At 65.5% G+C, this 16,133-nt stretch carries 19 protein-coding genes; 14 read left to right on the plus strand and 5 right to left on the minus strand.

Features of this window, described 5'->3' with window-relative positions; all coding sequences use genetic code 11:
* The first annotated feature begins 243 nt into the window (after positions 1-243).
* Positions 244-1,092, plus strand: coding sequence for a ChaN family lipoprotein (locus HPY67_07675; GenBank protein NPV04595.1), 849 nt, complete (start codon positions 244-246; stop codon positions 1,090-1,092).
* A gap of 34 nt (positions 1,093-1,126) precedes the next feature.
* On the opposite strand, the gene HPY67_07680 is transcribed toward HPY67_07675, so the two are convergent.
* Together HPY67_07680 and lexA are read right to left on the minus strand one after the other, a co-directional pair.
* A complete protein-coding gene (locus HPY67_07680) occupies positions 1,127-1,360 on the minus strand; it encodes a hypothetical protein (GenBank protein ID NPV04596.1) in 234 nt (77 codons plus the stop codon).
* Positions 1,361-1,422: 62 nt separating this feature from the next.
* Complete coding sequence (lexA, locus tag HPY67_07685) at positions 1,423-2,010, minus strand: repressor LexA (GenBank protein ID NPV04597.1); 588 nt, start codon at positions 2,008-2,010, stop codon at positions 1,423-1,425.
* A gap of 265 nt (positions 2,011-2,275) precedes the next feature.
* Here lexA and HPY67_07690 point away from each other — a divergent pair, with 265 nt between their 5' ends.
* The 4 genes from HPY67_07690 to HPY67_07705 all read left to right on the plus strand — a co-directional run bounded on the left by HPY67_07690 (position 2,276) and on the right by HPY67_07705 (position 5,240).
* Positions 2,276-2,764: a hypothetical protein gene (locus HPY67_07690; protein ID NPV04598.1), complete on the plus strand. Its 489-nt coding sequence runs from the start codon at positions 2,276-2,278 to the stop codon at positions 2,762-2,764.
* 52 nt (positions 2,765-2,816) lie between these two features.
* Positions 2,817-4,082 carry a hypothetical protein gene (locus HPY67_07695; GenBank protein NPV04599.1) on the plus strand — a complete coding sequence of 422 codons (1,266 nt, stop codon included), beginning with the start codon at positions 2,817-2,819 and terminating at the stop codon, positions 4,080-4,082.
* Between the two features lie 217 nt (positions 4,083-4,299).
* Complete coding sequence (locus tag HPY67_07700) at positions 4,300-4,899, plus strand: glycerol acyltransferase (GenBank protein NPV04600.1); 600 nt, start codon at positions 4,300-4,302, stop codon at positions 4,897-4,899.
* A 101-nt stretch (positions 4,900-5,000) separates the two neighbouring features.
* The gene (locus HPY67_07705; GenBank protein ID NPV04601.1) at positions 5,001-5,240 is read left to right on the plus strand and encodes a hypothetical protein; all 240 of its coding nucleotides are present in this window, start codon (positions 5,001-5,003) and stop codon (positions 5,238-5,240) included.
* A gap of 94 nt (positions 5,241-5,334) precedes the next feature.
* On the opposite strand, the gene HPY67_07710 is transcribed toward HPY67_07705, so the two are convergent.
* The 3 genes from HPY67_07710 to HPY67_07720 all read right to left on the minus strand — a co-directional run bounded on the left by HPY67_07710 (position 5,335) and on the right by HPY67_07720 (position 6,963).
* Positions 5,335-6,279 (minus strand): DUF1385 domain-containing protein, encoded by a 945-nt coding sequence (locus tag HPY67_07710; protein NPV04602.1) that lies wholly within the window; start codon positions 6,277-6,279, stop codon positions 5,335-5,337.
* Positions 6,276-6,458, minus strand: a complete 183-nt coding sequence (locus HPY67_07715; protein ID NPV04603.1) for a twin-arginine translocase TatA/TatE family subunit — start codon at positions 6,456-6,458, stop codon at positions 6,276-6,278. The genes HPY67_07710 and HPY67_07715 overlap by 4 nt, the downstream gene beginning before the upstream one ends.
* Before the next feature lie 253 nt (positions 6,459-6,711).
* The gene (locus HPY67_07720) at positions 6,712-6,963 is read right to left on the minus strand and encodes a hypothetical protein (protein NPV04604.1); all 252 of its coding nucleotides are present in this window, start codon (positions 6,961-6,963) and stop codon (positions 6,712-6,714) included.
* Between the two features lie 169 nt (positions 6,964-7,132).
* Here HPY67_07720 and HPY67_07725 point away from each other — a divergent pair, with 169 nt between their 5' ends.
* The 9 genes from HPY67_07725 (at position 7,133) to HPY67_07765 (ending at position 15,667) form a co-directional block, all read left to right on the plus strand.
* Positions 7,133-8,158, plus strand: a complete 1,026-nt coding sequence (locus HPY67_07725) for a zinc-dependent alcohol dehydrogenase family protein (protein ID NPV04605.1) — start codon at positions 7,133-7,135, stop codon at positions 8,156-8,158.
* A gap of 58 nt (positions 8,159-8,216) precedes the next feature.
* Positions 8,217-8,798 (plus strand): RNA polymerase sigma factor, encoded by a 582-nt coding sequence (locus HPY67_07730; protein NPV04606.1) that lies wholly within the window; start codon positions 8,217-8,219, stop codon positions 8,796-8,798.
* Positions 8,795-9,172 (plus strand): hypothetical protein, encoded by a 378-nt coding sequence (locus HPY67_07735; protein ID NPV04607.1) that lies wholly within the window; start codon positions 8,795-8,797, stop codon positions 9,170-9,172. Before HPY67_07730 ends, HPY67_07735 begins: the two co-directional genes overlap by 4 nt.
* Before the next feature lie 63 nt (positions 9,173-9,235).
* The gene (locus HPY67_07740; GenBank protein ID NPV04608.1) at positions 9,236-9,796 is read left to right on the plus strand and encodes a DUF3106 domain-containing protein; all 561 of its coding nucleotides are present in this window, start codon (positions 9,236-9,238) and stop codon (positions 9,794-9,796) included.
* A gap of 75 nt (positions 9,797-9,871) precedes the next feature.
* Positions 9,872-10,483 (plus strand): hypothetical protein, encoded by a 612-nt coding sequence (locus HPY67_07745; protein ID NPV04609.1) that lies wholly within the window; start codon positions 9,872-9,874, stop codon positions 10,481-10,483.
* A 221-nt stretch (positions 10,484-10,704) separates the two neighbouring features.
* The gene (locus HPY67_07750; protein NPV04610.1) at positions 10,705-11,745 is read left to right on the plus strand and encodes a threonine aldolase; all 1,041 of its coding nucleotides are present in this window, start codon (positions 10,705-10,707) and stop codon (positions 11,743-11,745) included.
* 102 nt (positions 11,746-11,847) lie between these two features.
* Positions 11,848-13,005, plus strand: coding sequence for a cation:dicarboxylase symporter family transporter (locus HPY67_07755; GenBank protein ID NPV04611.1), 1,158 nt, complete (start codon positions 11,848-11,850; stop codon positions 13,003-13,005).
* Positions 13,006-13,209: 204 nt separating this feature from the next.
* Positions 13,210-13,488, plus strand: a complete 279-nt coding sequence (locus HPY67_07760) for a hypothetical protein (GenBank protein NPV04612.1) — start codon at positions 13,210-13,212, stop codon at positions 13,486-13,488.
* 10 nt (positions 13,489-13,498) lie between these two features.
* Positions 13,499-15,667: a PAS domain S-box protein gene (locus HPY67_07765; GenBank protein NPV04613.1), complete on the plus strand. Its 2,169-nt coding sequence runs from the start codon at positions 13,499-13,501 to the stop codon at positions 15,665-15,667.
* Positions 15,668-16,133: the final 466 nt, after the last annotated feature.

The raw sequence follows: 16,133 nt of genomic DNA on the forward strand, positions 1-16,133 counted from the left end.
AGTCCTGTATCAGGCCTGAATTCTCATTGCATCCTGCGCAATAGAATTATCCTGGATTACCCGCGCAACGTACGTTGATTAATAATGTTGATAAATCTTGTCAAGTTAAATTTGCGTAATGATTTGCCATATGAACGGCGGCCACGGCAGGGGTGCTGTAAAGAAAAGCGGCGGTTGACCCTGAGCTTGACAGGAGTGCCCGTCGGGGCCCATATAGGGCCATCACGTGCAGAGTGTTCGCCGATGAACCGAACCGCCCGGATCCTGTCGGTATCCTTGACAATCGTGATGATGCTGTCCCACGCGGGGTGCAGGGAGGGCAGCGCCGTTCGTCTCGCGGACCGGGCCCGGATCCCATTCGACCGGATGATCGAGGAGGTCTCGACCAGCCGGGTCATCATCGTGGGCGAAACCCACGACAACCCGGCCCATCACGAGCTGCAGCTCAGGGTCATCCGCCGGCTCCACGAACGGGGCTTGCCGCTGGCCGTCGGACTCGAGATGTTCAGGGCCGACAGCCAGGAACACCTTGACAAGTGGTGGCGCGGTGAGATGCCGATAGATCGGTTTGAGGCCCTTTACCGGGAAAACTGGGGGATGCCCTGGGTTCTCTACAGGGACATATTCCTGTATTCGAGGCAGCAGAGGATCCCTCTTGTCGGCCTCAACGTGTCCCGGCAGATCATCGCCAAGGTGGCCCGCGAGGGCTACGGGTCGCTGACGGAGCAGGAGAGGAAGCAGCTGCCGCCGGGCCTGACCTGCACCGTGGACGAGGCGTACCGGAGCTTCATCAGGAAAACGTTCGCGGCGCACGCGCACGGGTCGGGGCGATCCTTCGAGAACTTCTGCGAGGCCCAGATGGTGTGGGACACGGCCATGGCGATTTATGCCCTCGAATACCTCGACAGGCACCCGGGGAGCCGGATGGTGATCCTGACCGGGTCGGTGCATGCCTGGAAAAGGGCGATTCCCCGGCAAATCGCGACGATGCGGCCCGACGTGACGGTCACGGTCATCCTGCCGGCCCCGGACGGTGCGGAGAGCCGGGCGGCGCTGACGTCGGAGGATGCGGACTTCATGGTCCTGAACTAGCGAAAATCGGGGACAGGCCTGACCCTGCAGGGCCTCACTTCGTGACGAGGAACGACACGGGGATGAGCAGCGCCGCCGTTCCGACGGCGAGCATCCAGCAGAAGGCGTCGATCTCGCGGCTGTGCCGCAGGATATCCTCGTCCCAGTCGCTCAGCTCGATGAAATTCCGGAAACGGCGGATGGGGGAGACCCGGCGGGGCCCGGAGCGGACCCGAAGCCTTCTTATGTCTGCGGTGCTTCCCGGCTGATCGATGACGGTTGTGTTCATGTCGGACTCCTTATCGGTTCATTCCCGTGTCCCGGCTTCAGGCCCGTGCGGCAGGCGCGTTGTCATCCCGGGTACTTCCGGATGACGGCGCTCACCACGCCGCCCACGCGCAGCTCTGAGCGGGCGCGGATGGGCGGGTACTTCGCGTTGGCCGCCTCGAGGAAGACGTCCTTTCCCTTCCGGCGGAAAAACTTCAGCGTCCACTCGCCGTCGACCTCGGCGATCACGATGTCGCCCGATTTCGGCTCGCGGCCCCTCTCGATGACGACCAGGTCACCCGGGTGGATCCCCTCGTCGATCATGGAGTCCCCCGAGACCCGGAGAAGAAAGGACGTGCCGGGTTTCGTGATAAGATACTCGTCGAAGGAGATGATGTCCCGCAGTTCCTCCTCGGCAGGGGAGGGGAAGCCCGCCGCCACGTCGCCCACCATGGGGAGGCCGAAGGCCCGCCTCGCGGGGGACAAGAACCCCCGGGCGTCCTTTTCGAGCACGCCCGCGGCAAGGAGCTTGCGGACCCAGAAGTGGACGACGGCCTTGGAGCGCACCCCCAGGACGGCCATCATCTCCGAGTAGGTGGGCATCCGCCTGCGGTCCCGGTAAAACCCGGCGATCTCCCTCTCCACCATCTTCAGGGTTCTCTGTCCTCTCATTGCACTCATGCCCTGAGCTTGAAGCCTTCAGCCTTATGCCTGCTTTATATAGAACGATCGTTCTATTTGTCAAGGAAAAAGTGGGGCGCGGTGCAATGATTCACCGTCGGCCCGGGCAGGCCCGCGGGGGGAAGGTCCCGGCGGCGCCCGCGGGCCGTTTTTCGTTGACAGGACCGGGGATCAACGGTAAGAAATCGGCGGCGCGGGGTACAGCCCCGCACATCCCGGATTCATCATCGGCGCCACGAAGGAGAGAGGAGGGGACATGAAGGTTCTGGTCACGTACTACACGCAGACGGGGAACACGGAGAAGGTCGCCAAGGCCATCTACGATGCCGTGGCGGCACAGAAGGACATCCTCCCCTTGGCACAGGCCAACCCGGCCGGGTACGATCTCATCTTCTGCGGGTTTCCCGTCCACGCCCACAGCGTCCCGGGAAAGATGGCGGAATTCATCAAGGGGCTGCCCAAGGGGCAGAAAGTGGCCTTTTTCGCAACCCACGGCTCCCTGCGCGGCGGCCAGCTCCCGAGGCAGGCCTTCGAGAGCGCGGCGGGGCTCGCCGCCGGCCTGAAGGTCCTGGGCCAGTTCGGCTGCCGGGGCAAGGTGGACCCGCAGGTCATCGAGGCCCTCCTGAAGAAGCCCGAGCACAGGGCCTGGGCCGAGGAGGCCCGGGGGGCCGATGGAAGCCCCGACGCGGCGGACCTCAAGGAGGCCGCGGAGTTTGCGCAGGCCATGGTGGTCAAGGCCTACTGACCGCGCAGCGGGCCGCTCCGGTCCGCTGCATCCTGAACCGGGAGGCCGTGGGATGGGCATACGCAGGCAGGCGGCGGGGAGCGGCAAGAGCCCCCTTGTCTACAGGGATGCGGGGACTCTCGAGATCCGCAGCGGGGGCGGGTGCCTGTCGCTCTTCGGCATGCCCTTCCTGCTGGCGGGCCTCTTCGTCCTGCTGGTCCCCCTCGGGATCATCCCCTTCGAGAATCGGCTCGAGGGGCCCCTCGCGCTTGTCTTCATCTTCCTCTTCGGGTTCGTGTTCACCGCCATCGGTGCGGCTCTCGTCTTCGGGCGCAGCGGGATCATCCTGGACCGGGGGCGGGGGAGGGTGACGGAGTGGCAGGGGCTGATCGTGCCCATGAGGCGCGTGGAGCACACCCTGGATGCGATCCGGCAGGTGGAGATGGACTTCTCCCGGGGTGACAGCGATTCCGCCGACTCATGGCCCGTGCGGCTTGCCGGCGAGGGGATCCCGAAGCCCATCACCGTCGCGCAGCCGACGGTGTTTGCCGAGGCGAAGCGGATCGCCGAGGAACTCGCGCGGTTCCTGCAGAAGCCCCTGGTCGACAGCTCGACGGGCGAGAGGGTCACCCGCGACCCGGAGCATCTCGACGAGTCCTGGCGGGACCGGGTACGCCGGACGGGGCAAGCGAAGGCCCCCGTGCCGCCCGAGCCCCCGGGGATGCGCACCCGCGTCGAGCGGACGGCCGAGGGGTACGTGTTCCACATCCCGGGGCCGGCGCTGACGTGGTTGCACTACCTCCCGGTGCTCTTCCCCGTCGGATTTGCCGCGGCCGTGGCGTGGTTCTTCCTGCCCGCCCTGCTCACCCTTCCCATGCCCGACTGGGTGCGCTATTTCGCCCTGGGGTTCATCGGCCTTTTCTTCATCGCTGGCCCCGTCCTGTCGGCGCTGCTGCACCTGATGCGCCTCAGGAACCAGTTCGAGCGCGTCACCGTCACGAAGACCTGCCTGCGCGTCGAGGCCCTGAAGCAGGGAAAGCGGTCGGCCGTCGAGATCCCCGTCGACGAGCTGGAGGACCTGGCGGCGCCCACGGCGAAGTCGCTGATGGACTCGGTCGAGGTGCCCCGGATGAAGAAGGTCGCCCTGGGAGACACGGGGACCCCCCGGTTGCCCGACGGTCGGCCCATGCCCCGGCTCCTGCAGTCGATCCTGAAGATGGCGGGCTCCCGGGGCATCACGGCCCGGAGCGACAAAGCCGCCGTCGAGTTCGCCGCCGGTCTCGACGAGGCGGAGACGGCCTACCTGTTTGCCCTCATCCGGAAGACGATCGCGGACTGAGAAACGGGGTCCGCCCCACCGCGGCTGCTTTCTCGACCTTCAGCCAGCCGTCCCCGAGGCGCCCCCGCCACAGACGATTGAGGCTCACGGGGGGCAGGCCCGCAGGACCGCGCTCCCCGGGCGCAAGCGGATGCCCGGGGAATCACGCTTGACAAATACAGCGTTTCGTTGGAAGTGGCTGTCAGGACCCGTTTTCTCGGCCCGCCCCGGAGCGCGCATGCACAAGACCATCTTCGAGAGCCCCTTCTTCAGCGGCCTGTTCCGCGTCCTGTCCCTCCTCTTCCTGAGGCTGGCCGGCTGGCGCAGGGTCGGCCGGGTCCCCGACCTGCGGAAGTACGTCATCATCGGTGCCCATCACACCTCAAACTGGGACGCGCCGATCGCGATCGCCCTGGTGTTCGCCTTCCGTCTCAAGGCATACTGGCTCGGCAAGCACACCGCCTTCCGGTGGCCCTTCGGCGGGCTCCTGAAATGGCTGGGGGGCATCCCCATCGACCGCACGAAGTCGGCCGACGTGGTTTCCCAGATGATCGAGGAGATGAAAAAGCGCGCGGAGCTCGTCCTTCTGCTGGCGCCCGAGGGGACCCGGAAAAAGGTTGCGCGCTGGAAGACGGGGTTCTACCACATCGCCCGCGGGGCCGGCGTCCCCATCGTGCTGGCGTTCCTCGACTATGCCCGCAAGGAGGGGGGGCTGGGGCCCGTCTTCCACCCCACCGGCGACTTCGAGGCCGACATGAAGGCCATCCTGCAATTCTACTCCACGGTCACCGGCAGGCGCCCCGAGCGGATGGGCATCATGGAGGCCCCGCAGGGCTGAGCCGGAGGCGGCCCCTTGGGGCGGGCCGTTCAAGGTAAGGGGCAACCGCGCCGATCTATCCTGTAGACTGCAACAGCACGTCGAGGGAGGTCGGCAGCCCCATGGCAGAAAGACAAACCGGGTACAGGGCGGCAAAGAGGTGCCCCGTCTGCGGGAGCCCCGCGAGCGGAAGCGCCGGTTCGTTCGGGCCCGCGGCGGTGCCCGTCATGCGCGCCTTCTACGCCTGCGGCTACACGGTCACGGCGGCGGAGACGCCCTCGGGGCGCATGCTGGTCGTCGGGGTCGGCTGCCGCATGCATCCGGTCCCGGACGGCAGGGACCGGGCGGCAAGGCAAACCTAGGCCGCGGCAGGGCTTGGGACGAAAAAATCCCCCTCTTTCCCCCATCGGCAAAGGGGGATGGAGGGGGATCCCTTTCCCTGCTGCCGGGTTCCTCCTAGATCACCTTCTTCATGGCCGCCACGGCCACCTCGATCTGGTCGTCCGTGGGCTCGCGCGTGGTGATCTTCTGCAGCATGAGCCCGGGCCAGCTGATCATCTTCACCCAGGCCTTGTCCTTGTGCTTCCCGCTGAAGCGGATGACCTCGTAGGCAAGCCCCGCGATCAGCGGAAAGAGGGAGAGCTTGTAGACGACCCGCGTCAGGAAGTCCGGCCTGCCGAGCAGCGAGAACACGAGGATCGAGATCACGAACACCACGAGGATGAAGCTCGTCCCGCAGCGGGGGTGGCGCGTCGAGAACCGCTTGATGTTCTCCACGGTGAGCTCCTGGCCGTGCTCCCAGGCGAAAACGGTCTTGTGCTCGGCGCCATGGTACATGAAGACCCGCCGCATGTCCTGCATGAGCAGCGTGGTGAGCAGGAAGGCGAGGAAGATCCCGAGCCGGATCAGGCCCTCGACGATGTTCAGGAGAACCGTGTTGGCGATGAAGTCCCGCAGGAAGGCGAAGCAGTAAGCCGGGATCAGGACGAAGAGCGTGAGCGCCAGGCCGAAGCTCAGGCACAGCGACAGGGCGATCTCCCAGCCCCGGGGCTTCTTCTCTCCCTCGGGCAGGGCGATCTCGGCGGAGTAGAGCAGGGTCTTGATGCCGAGGACCATCATCTCCACGAGCGTCACGGCGCCCCGGATGATGCGCAGCCCCAGGAGGCGGTAGCGCTTCGTGAGGGGGACGTAGTCCTGCTCCCGGATGACGATGTCCTTCGCGGGGGTCCGGACGGCCACGGCGATGCGGTTGCCGTGGCGCATCATGACGCCCTCGATGACGGCCTGGCCGCCGGCGATGTCGTCGGGGCCGGTGGGTTTCGAGTGCCCGCAGGGCGCTTCCCCGCTGAAGACGTGCACGATCCGGCAGAAGATGGCCCGCGTCAGGTGAAGGATCGTCATGGCTTACCCGTCTTGGCGGGCTCCTTTTCACCCTTCTCGGCGGGGTCGTTCACGGCTTTCTTGAAGCCGCGGATGGCCTTCCCCATGGCGCTCCCGAGTTCGGGGAGCTTCCCGGGTCCGAAGAAGACCAGCGCGATGACGACGATGATGAGCAGTTCGGGCAATCCGATATTGGGCATGGGCTTGTGACCTCCAAAATGACGAGGGGACACGATATCACAAATCGGCCAGATTGCAACCCTCCCTGCGCAGGCGTGGCGACCGGCACCGTGAAGACAAAAAAAGCAGAGCGCAGGGCTCTGCCTTGTTCGTTGTCTTCTCCAATCTTTCACAGCTGCGGCAGCGGCAATCCGGCGCCTCCTGCAGGCGTGTCCCGCCTAGAGAACGGGAGGGTGGCCCGCTCCGGCGTACAGGCGGGATTTCCGATTCCGATCAGGCCGCCTGATCGATCCTTCTTCCCGGGGCCCAGCGGGTGAGGCCGACCTTCATGGCGATCAGCGTCCGCCGGAATTTGCGCAGCGTCCGTTCGCACTGCACGAGGGCCCTGTTGTAGGCCCGTTTCTGCTCGTCCCGGATTGCGGGGTTGATGAGGGCCAGCTCCAGGGCCTTCTTCACCACGATGAGCTTTCCCAGTTCGCCTTCGAATCTTTCCACGTCGTCCCTCGTGAGAATCCCCCTCTGCATCGCGTTTCTCCTTAGGCCTGCCGTATTGTGATCAAGATCGGAAGCTACAGGGTAAGGCAGAAGCAAGATGCGTGCCTTTCAACCCGGCATCTTTTGGATGCAATGCAGGCCCTTTGGGGCTATAATCCAAAAACCGTGCGCCGGCCGGCATCTGCGGAGGGACGCTGCCGTGAAAGCGATGGTCCTGGAGAGGATCGTGGACATGACCCGGGAGGAAGAGCCCCTGCGGCTCGTCGATCTTCCCGAGCCCCGCCCGGGGGCGGGGGAGACCCTCATCCGGGTGAGCGCCTGCGGGGTCTGCCACACGGAACTCGACGAGATCGAGGGCAGGACCCCCCCGCCCCGTCTGCCCGTCGTCCCGGGTCACCAGGTCGTGGGCCGCGTCGTGGAGAACGGCCCCGGGGCGAAACGATTCGACGTCGGGGCCCGCGTGGGGGTCGCCTGGATCCATTCGGCCTGCGGGGCCTGTCCCCATTGTCTCGGCGGCAACGAAAACCTCTGCCCCGGGTTTCGGGCCACGGGGCGCGACGCCGACGGCGGGTATGCCGAGTACATGGCCGTCCCTGAGGCCTTCGCCCATCCCGTCCCCGAGGTCTTTTCCGACAGCCAGGCCGCGCCGCTTCTGTGCGCGGGGGCCGTCGGATACCGGTCCCTCCGGCTCACGGGCCTTCGCGACGGCCAGGTCCTGGGGCTCACGGGCTTTGGGGCATCGGGCCACCTCGTCCTCAAGGCCGTGTGCCACAGGTTCCCCCGGTCGAAGGTCTTCGTCTTCGCCCGGAGCGAGGCCGAGAGGGCGTTTGCCCTCGAGCTGGGCGCCGCGTGGGCGGGTGACACGGCCCGGCGGCCGCCGGAGCCCTGCGATGCCGTCATCGACACGACCCCCGCCTGGGGGCCTGTCGTGGAGGCGCTTGCGAGCCTGAAGCCCGGGGGCCGGCTCGTGATCAACGCGATCCGGAAGGAAGACGGCGACCGGGACCGGCTCTTGCATCTGGACTACCCGGCCCACCTCTGGCTCGAGAAGGAGATCAAGAGCGTGGCCAACGTGACCCGGGCCGATGTGCGGGAGTTCCTGGATCTGGCCGCCGGGATCCCGATCCTGCCCGAGCTCCAGGAATACCCGCTCGGCGAGGCGAACCGCGCCCTGGCGGAACTTAGGGCGAGAAAGATCCGGGGCGCCAAGGTCCTGAGAATGTAAAGCGTTTTGTCAACCGTTCGGTCGGGTGAGCGTTACTACAACCAGATGCCCCCCGCGGCTGCCTGTCGCCGGGGGGGGCGGGGAGAGAAAGAGTCTGGACCACAGCACGGCACTGAACCGGTTCCTGGCCCAGGTGGAGCGACGGGCCTTCGGGATGGCCCGGCTGTCTTGCGGCAGTCCCGACGACGCCCTTGACATCGTGCAGGACACGATGCTCAACTTCGTCCGGCTCTACGCAGGCCGGCCCGAGGGGGAGTGGAACGTCCTGTTCTACAAGATCCTGCACAGCCGGATCACCGACTGGTACCGGCGAACGGCCGTCCGGCGGCGGTTCCACGACTGGTTCGGCAAGCCCCGTGACGGAGAGGACGACGAAGAGGACCCGATGGCCCGGGTGGCCGACACGACGTCGCCCGACCCGGCCGAAGGGGTTGCGAGGCAGGAGTTCACCGAGGCGCTGCAGTCGGCCCTGATGAAACTGCCCCTGCGGCAGCAGCAGGCCTTCGTCCTTCGCGCCTGGGAGGGCCTCGACACGGCCCAGACCGCCCAGGCCATGGGGTGCTCGGAAGGCAGCGTCAAGACCCATTACTCCCGGGCGGTGCATGCCCTTCAGGTCCAACTGGAGGAATTCCAGCCATGAACGGCCAACAAAGCGAAAAGGAATCCCGCTTCCTCGAGAAGGCCAGGCAGGCCCTTCTGGCCTCCGAGGAGCGTCTCGATGCCGCGACCCTGGCGCGTCTGCGCGATGCCCGCGCGAAGGCCGTCGAGGCGGCCGAGGGCCGCGCCCGGGGGTTCTTCCGGATCCCGAACTGGATGCGCGTCGGGGCCGTTGCCACGGCCGCCGCCGCGGTGCTGGTCTTCGCGGTCTGGGTGGACCCGACGAGGCAGGAACTGCCCGTGAAGAGCCCGGACGAATTCGAGATCGTCCTGAACGCGGACAACTTCGATCTCTACGAAGACATGGAGTTCTACGAGTGGCTCGCGGAGGCCGGCAACGGCGGCAGCACCACGTAGCGAACCGGGAACATATGCGAACCGGTTCCGCGCCGTGAGGAACCGGTCGCCGGGATGCAGGACATGAGCAGAAGGATCGCGACACTGGCAGCGGCGTTCGTATTGCTTCTCGCGGGCGGCGCCTGGGCGCAGGCAGGCGGCACCGCGTGGGACCGCCTGACCCCCGAGGAGCAGAAGACGCTCAAGCCCTTCCAGGATCGCTGGAACAGCATGAGCCCGGAGCGGCAGGAGCGGCTCCGGCAGGGGGCCCAGCGGTGGCAGCGCATGACCCCGGCCGAGCGGGAGCAGGCGAACCGGCGATACCAGAACTGGCGCGAGCTCCCGCCCGAGCGCAGGGAGACGATCCGGCGGGGCTACGAGGACTTCAGGAGACTGCCCCCGGACGAGCAGCAGCGGCTCCGCGAACGCTCGCAGTGGTACCGTCAGCTTCCCCCGGAGCAACGGGAGTCGCTCCGTGAAAAGTACCGTCAGCTCCCACCGGAACAGCGGGACTCGCTGCGCGAGAGGTATCGGCAGCGGTCCGTGGAACCGCGGCCCGATGCCCGCAGGGACACCTATCAGGCCCCGGGGCAGGGGGGCCGGCCCGCACCGCGCGGCGAAGGCCGGGACAAGCGAAATTATTGAGGCCGCCGTCAACCTCCGGCGGGGCCCTTCGTTTTTACGGGACAAGACGAACAGTCCATTCACCAGGAGGACCCCATGCACGCATTCATCAAGTTCGCATTCATCGCGGGACTCGGCTTTCTCATCGCGGCGGAGGTGGCCTACGGCCAGACCCAAACCTACGGCACGAACGACCCCGGCATCCAAAAACGGATGGAGAACCAGGAGCGGCGCATCGACCAGGGGGTGCAAAGCGGTGCGCTCACCCCGAAAGAGGCAGGAAAGCTCGAGGCCGAGCAGGCAAGGATCCGTCAGGCCGAGCAGCGGATGAAAGCCGATGGACAGCTGACCCCCGGGGAGCGGGAGAGGCTTCGCAAGATGCAGGACCGCTCGAGCCGGCACATCTACAGACAAAAGCATGACGCACAGACCGTCGGTGCAGGCGGCACGAACGACCCCGGCATCCAAAAACGGATGGAGAACCAGGAGCGGCGCATCGATCAGGGAGTGCAGAGCGGTGAGCTCACCCCGAAAGAGGCAGGAAAGCTCGAGGCCGAGCAGGCAAGGATCCGGCAGGCCGAAAGCAGGATGAAATCCGACGGGGATCTCTCCCCGCAGGAACGCAGGCGGCTGCACAACATGCAGGACCGGGCAAGCGACCACATCTACAGGCAGAAACACGACCGGCAGAAGGTCAATACCCGATAACCCCGGCCTCTCTCTCCCCTTTTCTCCCCTCCGGGCCTCTCGCACGAGAGGCCCTTTTTGTTTGCGGAAGTTTCCCGCCGAGTGTGGTAAAAGCACGGTCCCGGCCGGTGAAAAACAGGAGCGCCTGCCGCGGCAGACCGATTGTCGCGCGGCCTGAAGCTGGAATGCGCCGGTCGGCGAGGCGGCGAGAGACCCGCAGCGCAGATTCCTGGAGGACGATCATGGAACCCATCATCGATTTGAGAAGCGACACGGTCACGAAACCCACCGCCGAGATGCGGGAGGCGATGAAAAACGCCGTCGTCGGCGACGACATCCTGCGGGACGATCCCACGGTCATCGAGCTCGAAGAGCTGGCAGCGGGAATCTTCGGGAAGGAAGCGGCCCTGCTGACAATCTCCGGGACGATGAGCAACGAGATCGCCGTGATGGTCTACACGAAGCCCGGCGACGAAATCGTCGTCCTGGCCGATTCCCACATCTACAATCTCGAGACGGGAGGCATCTCCGCACTGTCCGGATCGCAGCCGCGGCCCCTGAAGAGCGACACGGGAGTCTACGACCCGCAGGAACTCAGCCGCGCGATCATGCCCCCCGGCGTCCAGCGGGCGAGGACCCGCCTGATCTGCCTGGAAAACACCTTTCATCTCGATCGGGGACTCGCCGTGGAGAAGAGCCGGTATGCCGAGACCATCGAGATTGCGCGCAGGCACGGAATCCCCGTCTTCATGGACGGCGCTCGCATCTTCAACGCGGCCCTGGCGACCAACACGACCGTACGCGACCTGACGAGCTTTTGTGACGCCGTCGATGTCTGCCTTTGCAAGGGTCTCGCCGCCCCCCTCGGCTCGATGCTGATGGGGTCGAGGGATTTCATCGACGAGGCGCGGCGGATCCGGCAGCGGATCGGAGGCGGTATGAGGCAGGCGGGCGTCATTGCGGCTCCCGGCATCCTGGCCCTGACGAAGATGGTCGAGCGGCTTCCCGAGGATCACGCCCGTGCCGAGACGATGAGACGGGGTCTCGAAGCCATGGGAATCCGGGTGGACCGGGGAGGGATCCTGACCAACATCGTCAACCTCGACGTGAGTCCCGTTGGCTGGAAGGCGCCGCTCTTTGCGGAGCGGCTCCTGGGTTACGGGATCAAGGCCAAGGTCTGCACAGAGCACACGCTGCGGATGGTGACCCACAACGACATCGGCGACCGGGAGGTTTCTTTCGTCCTGGACCGTATCGGGAATTTGCTCCGGAGCCGAACCTAGGAACGGCGGGGCGCAACGTTATTCGCGGCCGGAAACGCCGGGCAAAGGCCCGATGACCGGGACCCGGCGGATCGGTCCGATTACTTTATAAGGAGACAGGCTATGGGGCTCATTCTTAAAATCTTCGCCGGGATCGTCGCGGGAATTCTGCTGGGGCTGTTTGCGCCCATGCCGGTGATCAAGACCCTCTCCAGCGTCGGGTTCGTCCTGGGACAGTACATCCGCTTCGTGATTCCTCTTCTCATCATCGCTTTCGTGGCCAAGGGCGTTGCCGAGTTCGGCAAGCAGGCCGGCAAGGCCCTGCTGCTGGGGCTCGTCCTGGCCTATGTCTCGACCATCTGTGCCGAGCTTCTGGGCTTCTCCGTGGCCTCGGCGTTTCTCCCCAGCATGGGGATCGTCCCGCAATCGGTCGTCTCGGCCGTGAAGATCACGCCCTACCTGCGGATCGAGATCCCTGCGGCCATCTCCATCATGGGGGCCCTCGTTTTCGCCATCATCCTGGGCTTGGGGGTCACCCGGATCCAGAGCCCGACCATTTCGGGCTTCATCCAGGAATTCAACGGCATCATCGGCGACCTGATCCGGCACGGCCTCATCCCCGTGTTCCCCTACTTCGTGGCCGCCGTGTTCATGGACATCACGGCCAAGGGGCAGCTCATCCCCACGATCAAGGCGTTTTTCATGGTCCTGCTGCTCATCATCCCGACGCAGCTGGTCTGGCTCGCCGTCCTCTACACCCTGGCCGCGATCTACACTCGCAAGAACGCCTTTTCGGTCCTGAAAGCGATGCTCCCTGCCTACTTCACGGCGATGGGGACGATGTCGAGCGCGGCCACCCTCCCGGTGGCCCTGGAGTGCGCCCACAAGGTTCCCTTCCTTCGGAAGGAATCGGTCAACTTCTGCATCCCCCTGTTCAACGTCGTCCACCTGTCGGGGGCCGCGACGGCGATCACGATGTCCGCCATGGTCGTGACCATCCTGACCAAGGGGCAGACGCCCTCGCTGGAGACGTTCCTTCCCTTCATCATCCTGCTCGGCTTCATCGAGGTCGCGGCGGTCGGCGTGCCGGGGGGATCGGTCACGGCGGCGCTGGGCATACTGGAGAGCACCCTCGGGCTGGACCAGTCGGGCCTGGGCCTCATGGTGGCCCTCTTCATGATCCAGGATTCCTTCGGGACGGCCGCCAATGTGACAGGCGACGGAGCGCTGACGATGATCGTCGACAAGGCGATGCACGGCGAGGACGTGAAGGCATCGTGACTTCTCGTTTCGAAACGGGCCGCCCCTCAATCGAGCGGGCGGCTTTTTTCGTATCCGGCCCCGGAAGCGGGGCGGCTTGACATTTTCTTTCAGGCTGATACGATCGAAAAACGACACCGGCCGTCGGACAAGGATGTCTGCTTTTCTTCTTCTTCTTCGGCGACGAGGCGTGAAAACGGCTGCCGCCATGAGGGGTTTTCCGACATGAAGATCCGTGTGGAGACCTACGACGGGTACCGGGCCGGCGAGCGGCCCCTGCGGTTCCGCCTCGGCGAGAAGCGCCGCGAGGTTGTGGAGATCCTCGACCGCTGGTTCGGCGAGGACCACGATTATTTCAAGGTGCTTGCCGATGACGGCGGGGTCTACGTGCTGCGATGCGGCCGCAGTGAGGGCGGCTGGGAGCTGACCCAGTACCGTGCCGCCGGGGCGGAGGGCGCCGAGGATGCGACGGCGGACAAGGCCTCCCGCGGGCCGTTGAACTAGGGGGGAGGGGATGGCGAGAGGCGAGGGGAGTCGCACGAAGAGGACCGGCCGCGGCGCAACCGTCCCCGGCCTGAGCCCTGCCGTGGCCGAGTCACGTCTGCGCGCCATGATCGAAGCCTTCGACGGGTTCATTTACATCTGCTCCCGGGATTACCGCATCGAGTACATGAGCGAGCGGCTCATCGAGCGAACGGGGTACGACGGCACGGGTCAGCCCTGCTACCGGGTGCTGCACGGCCGCGACGAGGTCTGCCCCTGGTGCATCAACGAGCGCGTCTTCGCCGGCGAGACCGTGCACTGGGAGATCCAGAGCCCGAAGGACAGGCGGTGGTACGCCATCGTGAACACGCCCGTCACAAACCCCGACGGCACTCTCTCCAAGCAGGCCCTCATCCGGGACATCACCGATGCCAAGCGCACCGAGAGCGATCTCAAGCACGCCCTGGACCGTCTCGAGCACGAGGTGGAGATCCGGACGGCGGAGCTCATGGCAAAGAACCGCCAGCTCGAGGAGGAGATCGTCGAACGCAGGCGGGCCGAAGAGGCCCTTGCGGCCTCCGAGGAGCGGTACCGCAGCGTCATCGACAACGTGGGCATCGGCATTTCCCTGATCAGCCCCGACATGGAGATCCTCGCCCTGAACCGCCAGATGCGGACCTGGTTCCCCGGCATCGACATCGCGCAGAGGCCCGTGTGCCACCGTGCCTTCAACGACCCGCCCCGCGACTCGGTCTGTCCCTGGTGCCCGACGGTTAAGACGCTGCAGGACGGGCAGGTGCACGAGTCGGTCACCGAGACGCCCGCGGCCGGCGGGGTGCGGCATTACCGCATCGTCTCGTCGCCCGTCCTGGACCGCGACGGCCGCGTCACGGCGGCCATCGAAATGGTCGACGACATCACGGACCGTCTCCGGGCCCAGCGGGACGTCATGGAATCGGAGGCCCATTACCGGGCGATCTTCCAGACGACGGGCACCGCCACGATGATCATCGAGGAGGACATGACCATCTCGATGGTCAACGACCAGTTCGCGCGGGAGTCGGGCTACTCGAAGGCCGAGGTGGAAGGCCGCATGCGGTGGACCGAGTTCATGCACGAGGACGACGTGGAGCAGATGAAGGTGTACCACCAGCAGCGCCGCGTCGACCCGGACCTCGCGCCCCGCAACTACGAAATCCGGGTCCGGGACCGCGACGGCCGCGTGCGGAACGTCTCCGCGACGGTCTCGCTCATCCCGGGAACGAAGAAGAGCGTGGCCTCCCTCATGGACATCACCGTGCGCAAGGAGGCCGAGGAGAGGCTCAGGGAGTCGGAGCGGTTCCTTGCCGACGTGATCAATTTCCTGCCCGACGCCACCTTCGTCATCGACGCGGGCGGCAGGGTGATCGCCTGGAACCGGGCCATCGAGGAGATGACGGGGGTCCCGGCCGCGGAGATGATCGGCAAGGGCGATTACGAGTACGCGCTGCCGTTCTACGGCGAGCGCAGGCCCATCCTCATCGACCTGGCCCTGAACCCCGACAGCCGCTACGAGGGGATGTACGTCTCGACCGAGCGCCACGACACGGGGCTCGTGGGGGAGGCCTACATGCCGGCCCTCAAGGGCGGGCAGCGGTACCTGCACGGCACCGCGAGCATCCTGCGGGACTCGGCCGGACGGGTCATCGGGGCGATCGAGTCGATCCGCGACATCACCGAGAGGCGCAGGATGGAGGAGGCCCTGAGGGCGCGCGAAGAGGAGCTGGAGCAGAAATCACACAACCTCGAGGAGATGAACACGGCGCTCCGCGTCCTGCTCAAGCACCGCGAGGAGGACAAGAGCGAACTGGAGGAGAAGATCCTCTCCAACGTGAAAAAGCTCGTGGTGCCCTACGTGGAGAAACTCCGGAAGAGCCGGCTGACCGAGGAGCAGGCGTCCTACGTGAAGATCCTCGAGGACCACTTGCAGGACATCCTGTCCCCCTTCCTGCGCAACCTCGGGACGCGGCACCTGAACCTCACGCCGAAGGAGATCCAGGTGGCGAGCCTGATCCGCGAGGGCAGGACCAGCAAGGAAATCGCGGAGGTCCTGGGTGTTTCGGCCAGGGCCGTCGACTTCCACAGGGACAACATCCGGATCAAGCTGGGCCTCAAGAACAAGAAGGCCAACCTGCGGTCTTTTCTCCTGTCCACATTCTGAAGCGCCCCCAAATGCTCTAAACCCCTCCAAGTCAAAACGAATAGCGGATATCAGGTATTCCCTGATAATTTGCCGTGTGTAATCTGATATTGCCTTTTCGGCCGATTTGGATTACAGGCATCGACGGCACGAAGGTGTGCCGCGGCTTCCCTCTCCGCCAGCACGAGGGTTCGGGATTGCCGGTTCAGTCGGAGTCTTTCTTTATGAAGAATCACGATCAGGCCTCCTCCGGTTTGGAGAAGAGGCTTCGATTTTTGGACGAATTCAAGCGGATCAGGGTCGAAGAAGCCGTTGAGCCGGAAGGGAACAGGGGGGAGGAAGACGGGGATGAGCCCCGGCCGCTGAGCCCGAGCGCCCGCTTCTTCCTGACCAAGTGACCCTGCTGCTTGCCGTCGCGGGTTACGGACTTTATCCGGGGGTCTTTGGGAAACCCTGATCCTCTGTTCTCCTCATCAGAATAGTGTGC

This window comes from Syntrophaceae bacterium (genome assembly GCA_013177795.1).
Classification (GTDB): domain Bacteria; phylum Desulfobacterota; class Syntrophia; order Syntrophales; family UBA2192; genus UBA2192.

Excerpts from the sequence above, each read along its gene's own strand:
- HPY67_07675 (NPV04595.1), top strand. The coding sequence starts at position 244 with ATGAACCGAACCGCCCGGATCCTGTCGGTATCCTTGACAATCGTGATG.
- HPY67_07680 (NPV04596.1), bottom strand. The coding sequence starts at position 1,360 with ATGAACACAACCGTCATCGATCAGCCGGGAAGCACCGCAGACATAAGA.
- lexA (NPV04597.1), bottom strand. The coding sequence starts at position 2,010 with ATGAGAGGACAGAGAACCCTGAAGATGGTGGAGAGGGAGATCGCCGGG.
- HPY67_07690 (NPV04598.1), top strand. The coding sequence starts at position 2,276 with ATGAAGGTTCTGGTCACGTACTACACGCAGACGGGGAACACGGAGAAG.
- HPY67_07695 (NPV04599.1), top strand. The coding sequence starts at position 2,817 with ATGGGCATACGCAGGCAGGCGGCGGGGAGCGGCAAGAGCCCCCTTGTC.
- HPY67_07700 (NPV04600.1), top strand. The coding sequence starts at position 4,300 with ATGCACAAGACCATCTTCGAGAGCCCCTTCTTCAGCGGCCTGTTCCGC.
- HPY67_07705 (NPV04601.1), top strand. The coding sequence starts at position 5,001 with ATGGCAGAAAGACAAACCGGGTACAGGGCGGCAAAGAGGTGCCCCGTC.
- HPY67_07710 (NPV04602.1), bottom strand. The coding sequence starts at position 6,279 with ATGACGATCCTTCACCTGACGCGGGCCATCTTCTGCCGGATCGTGCAC.
- HPY67_07715 (NPV04603.1), bottom strand. The coding sequence starts at position 6,458 with ATGCCCAATATCGGATTGCCCGAACTGCTCATCATCGTCGTCATCGCG.
- HPY67_07720 (NPV04604.1), bottom strand. The coding sequence starts at position 6,963 with ATGCAGAGGGGGATTCTCACGAGGGACGACGTGGAAAGATTCGAAGGC.
- HPY67_07735 (NPV04607.1), top strand. The coding sequence starts at position 8,795 with ATGAACGGCCAACAAAGCGAAAAGGAATCCCGCTTCCTCGAGAAGGCC.
- HPY67_07740 (NPV04608.1), top strand. The coding sequence starts at position 9,236 with ATGAGCAGAAGGATCGCGACACTGGCAGCGGCGTTCGTATTGCTTCTC.
- HPY67_07745 (NPV04609.1), top strand. The coding sequence starts at position 9,872 with ATGCACGCATTCATCAAGTTCGCATTCATCGCGGGACTCGGCTTTCTC.
- HPY67_07750 (NPV04610.1), top strand. The coding sequence starts at position 10,705 with ATGGAACCCATCATCGATTTGAGAAGCGACACGGTCACGAAACCCACC.
- HPY67_07755 (NPV04611.1), top strand. The coding sequence starts at position 11,848 with ATGGGGCTCATTCTTAAAATCTTCGCCGGGATCGTCGCGGGAATTCTG.
- HPY67_07760 (NPV04612.1), top strand. The coding sequence starts at position 13,210 with ATGAAGATCCGTGTGGAGACCTACGACGGGTACCGGGCCGGCGAGCGG.
- HPY67_07765 (NPV04613.1), top strand. The coding sequence starts at position 13,499 with ATGGCGAGAGGCGAGGGGAGTCGCACGAAGAGGACCGGCCGCGGCGCA.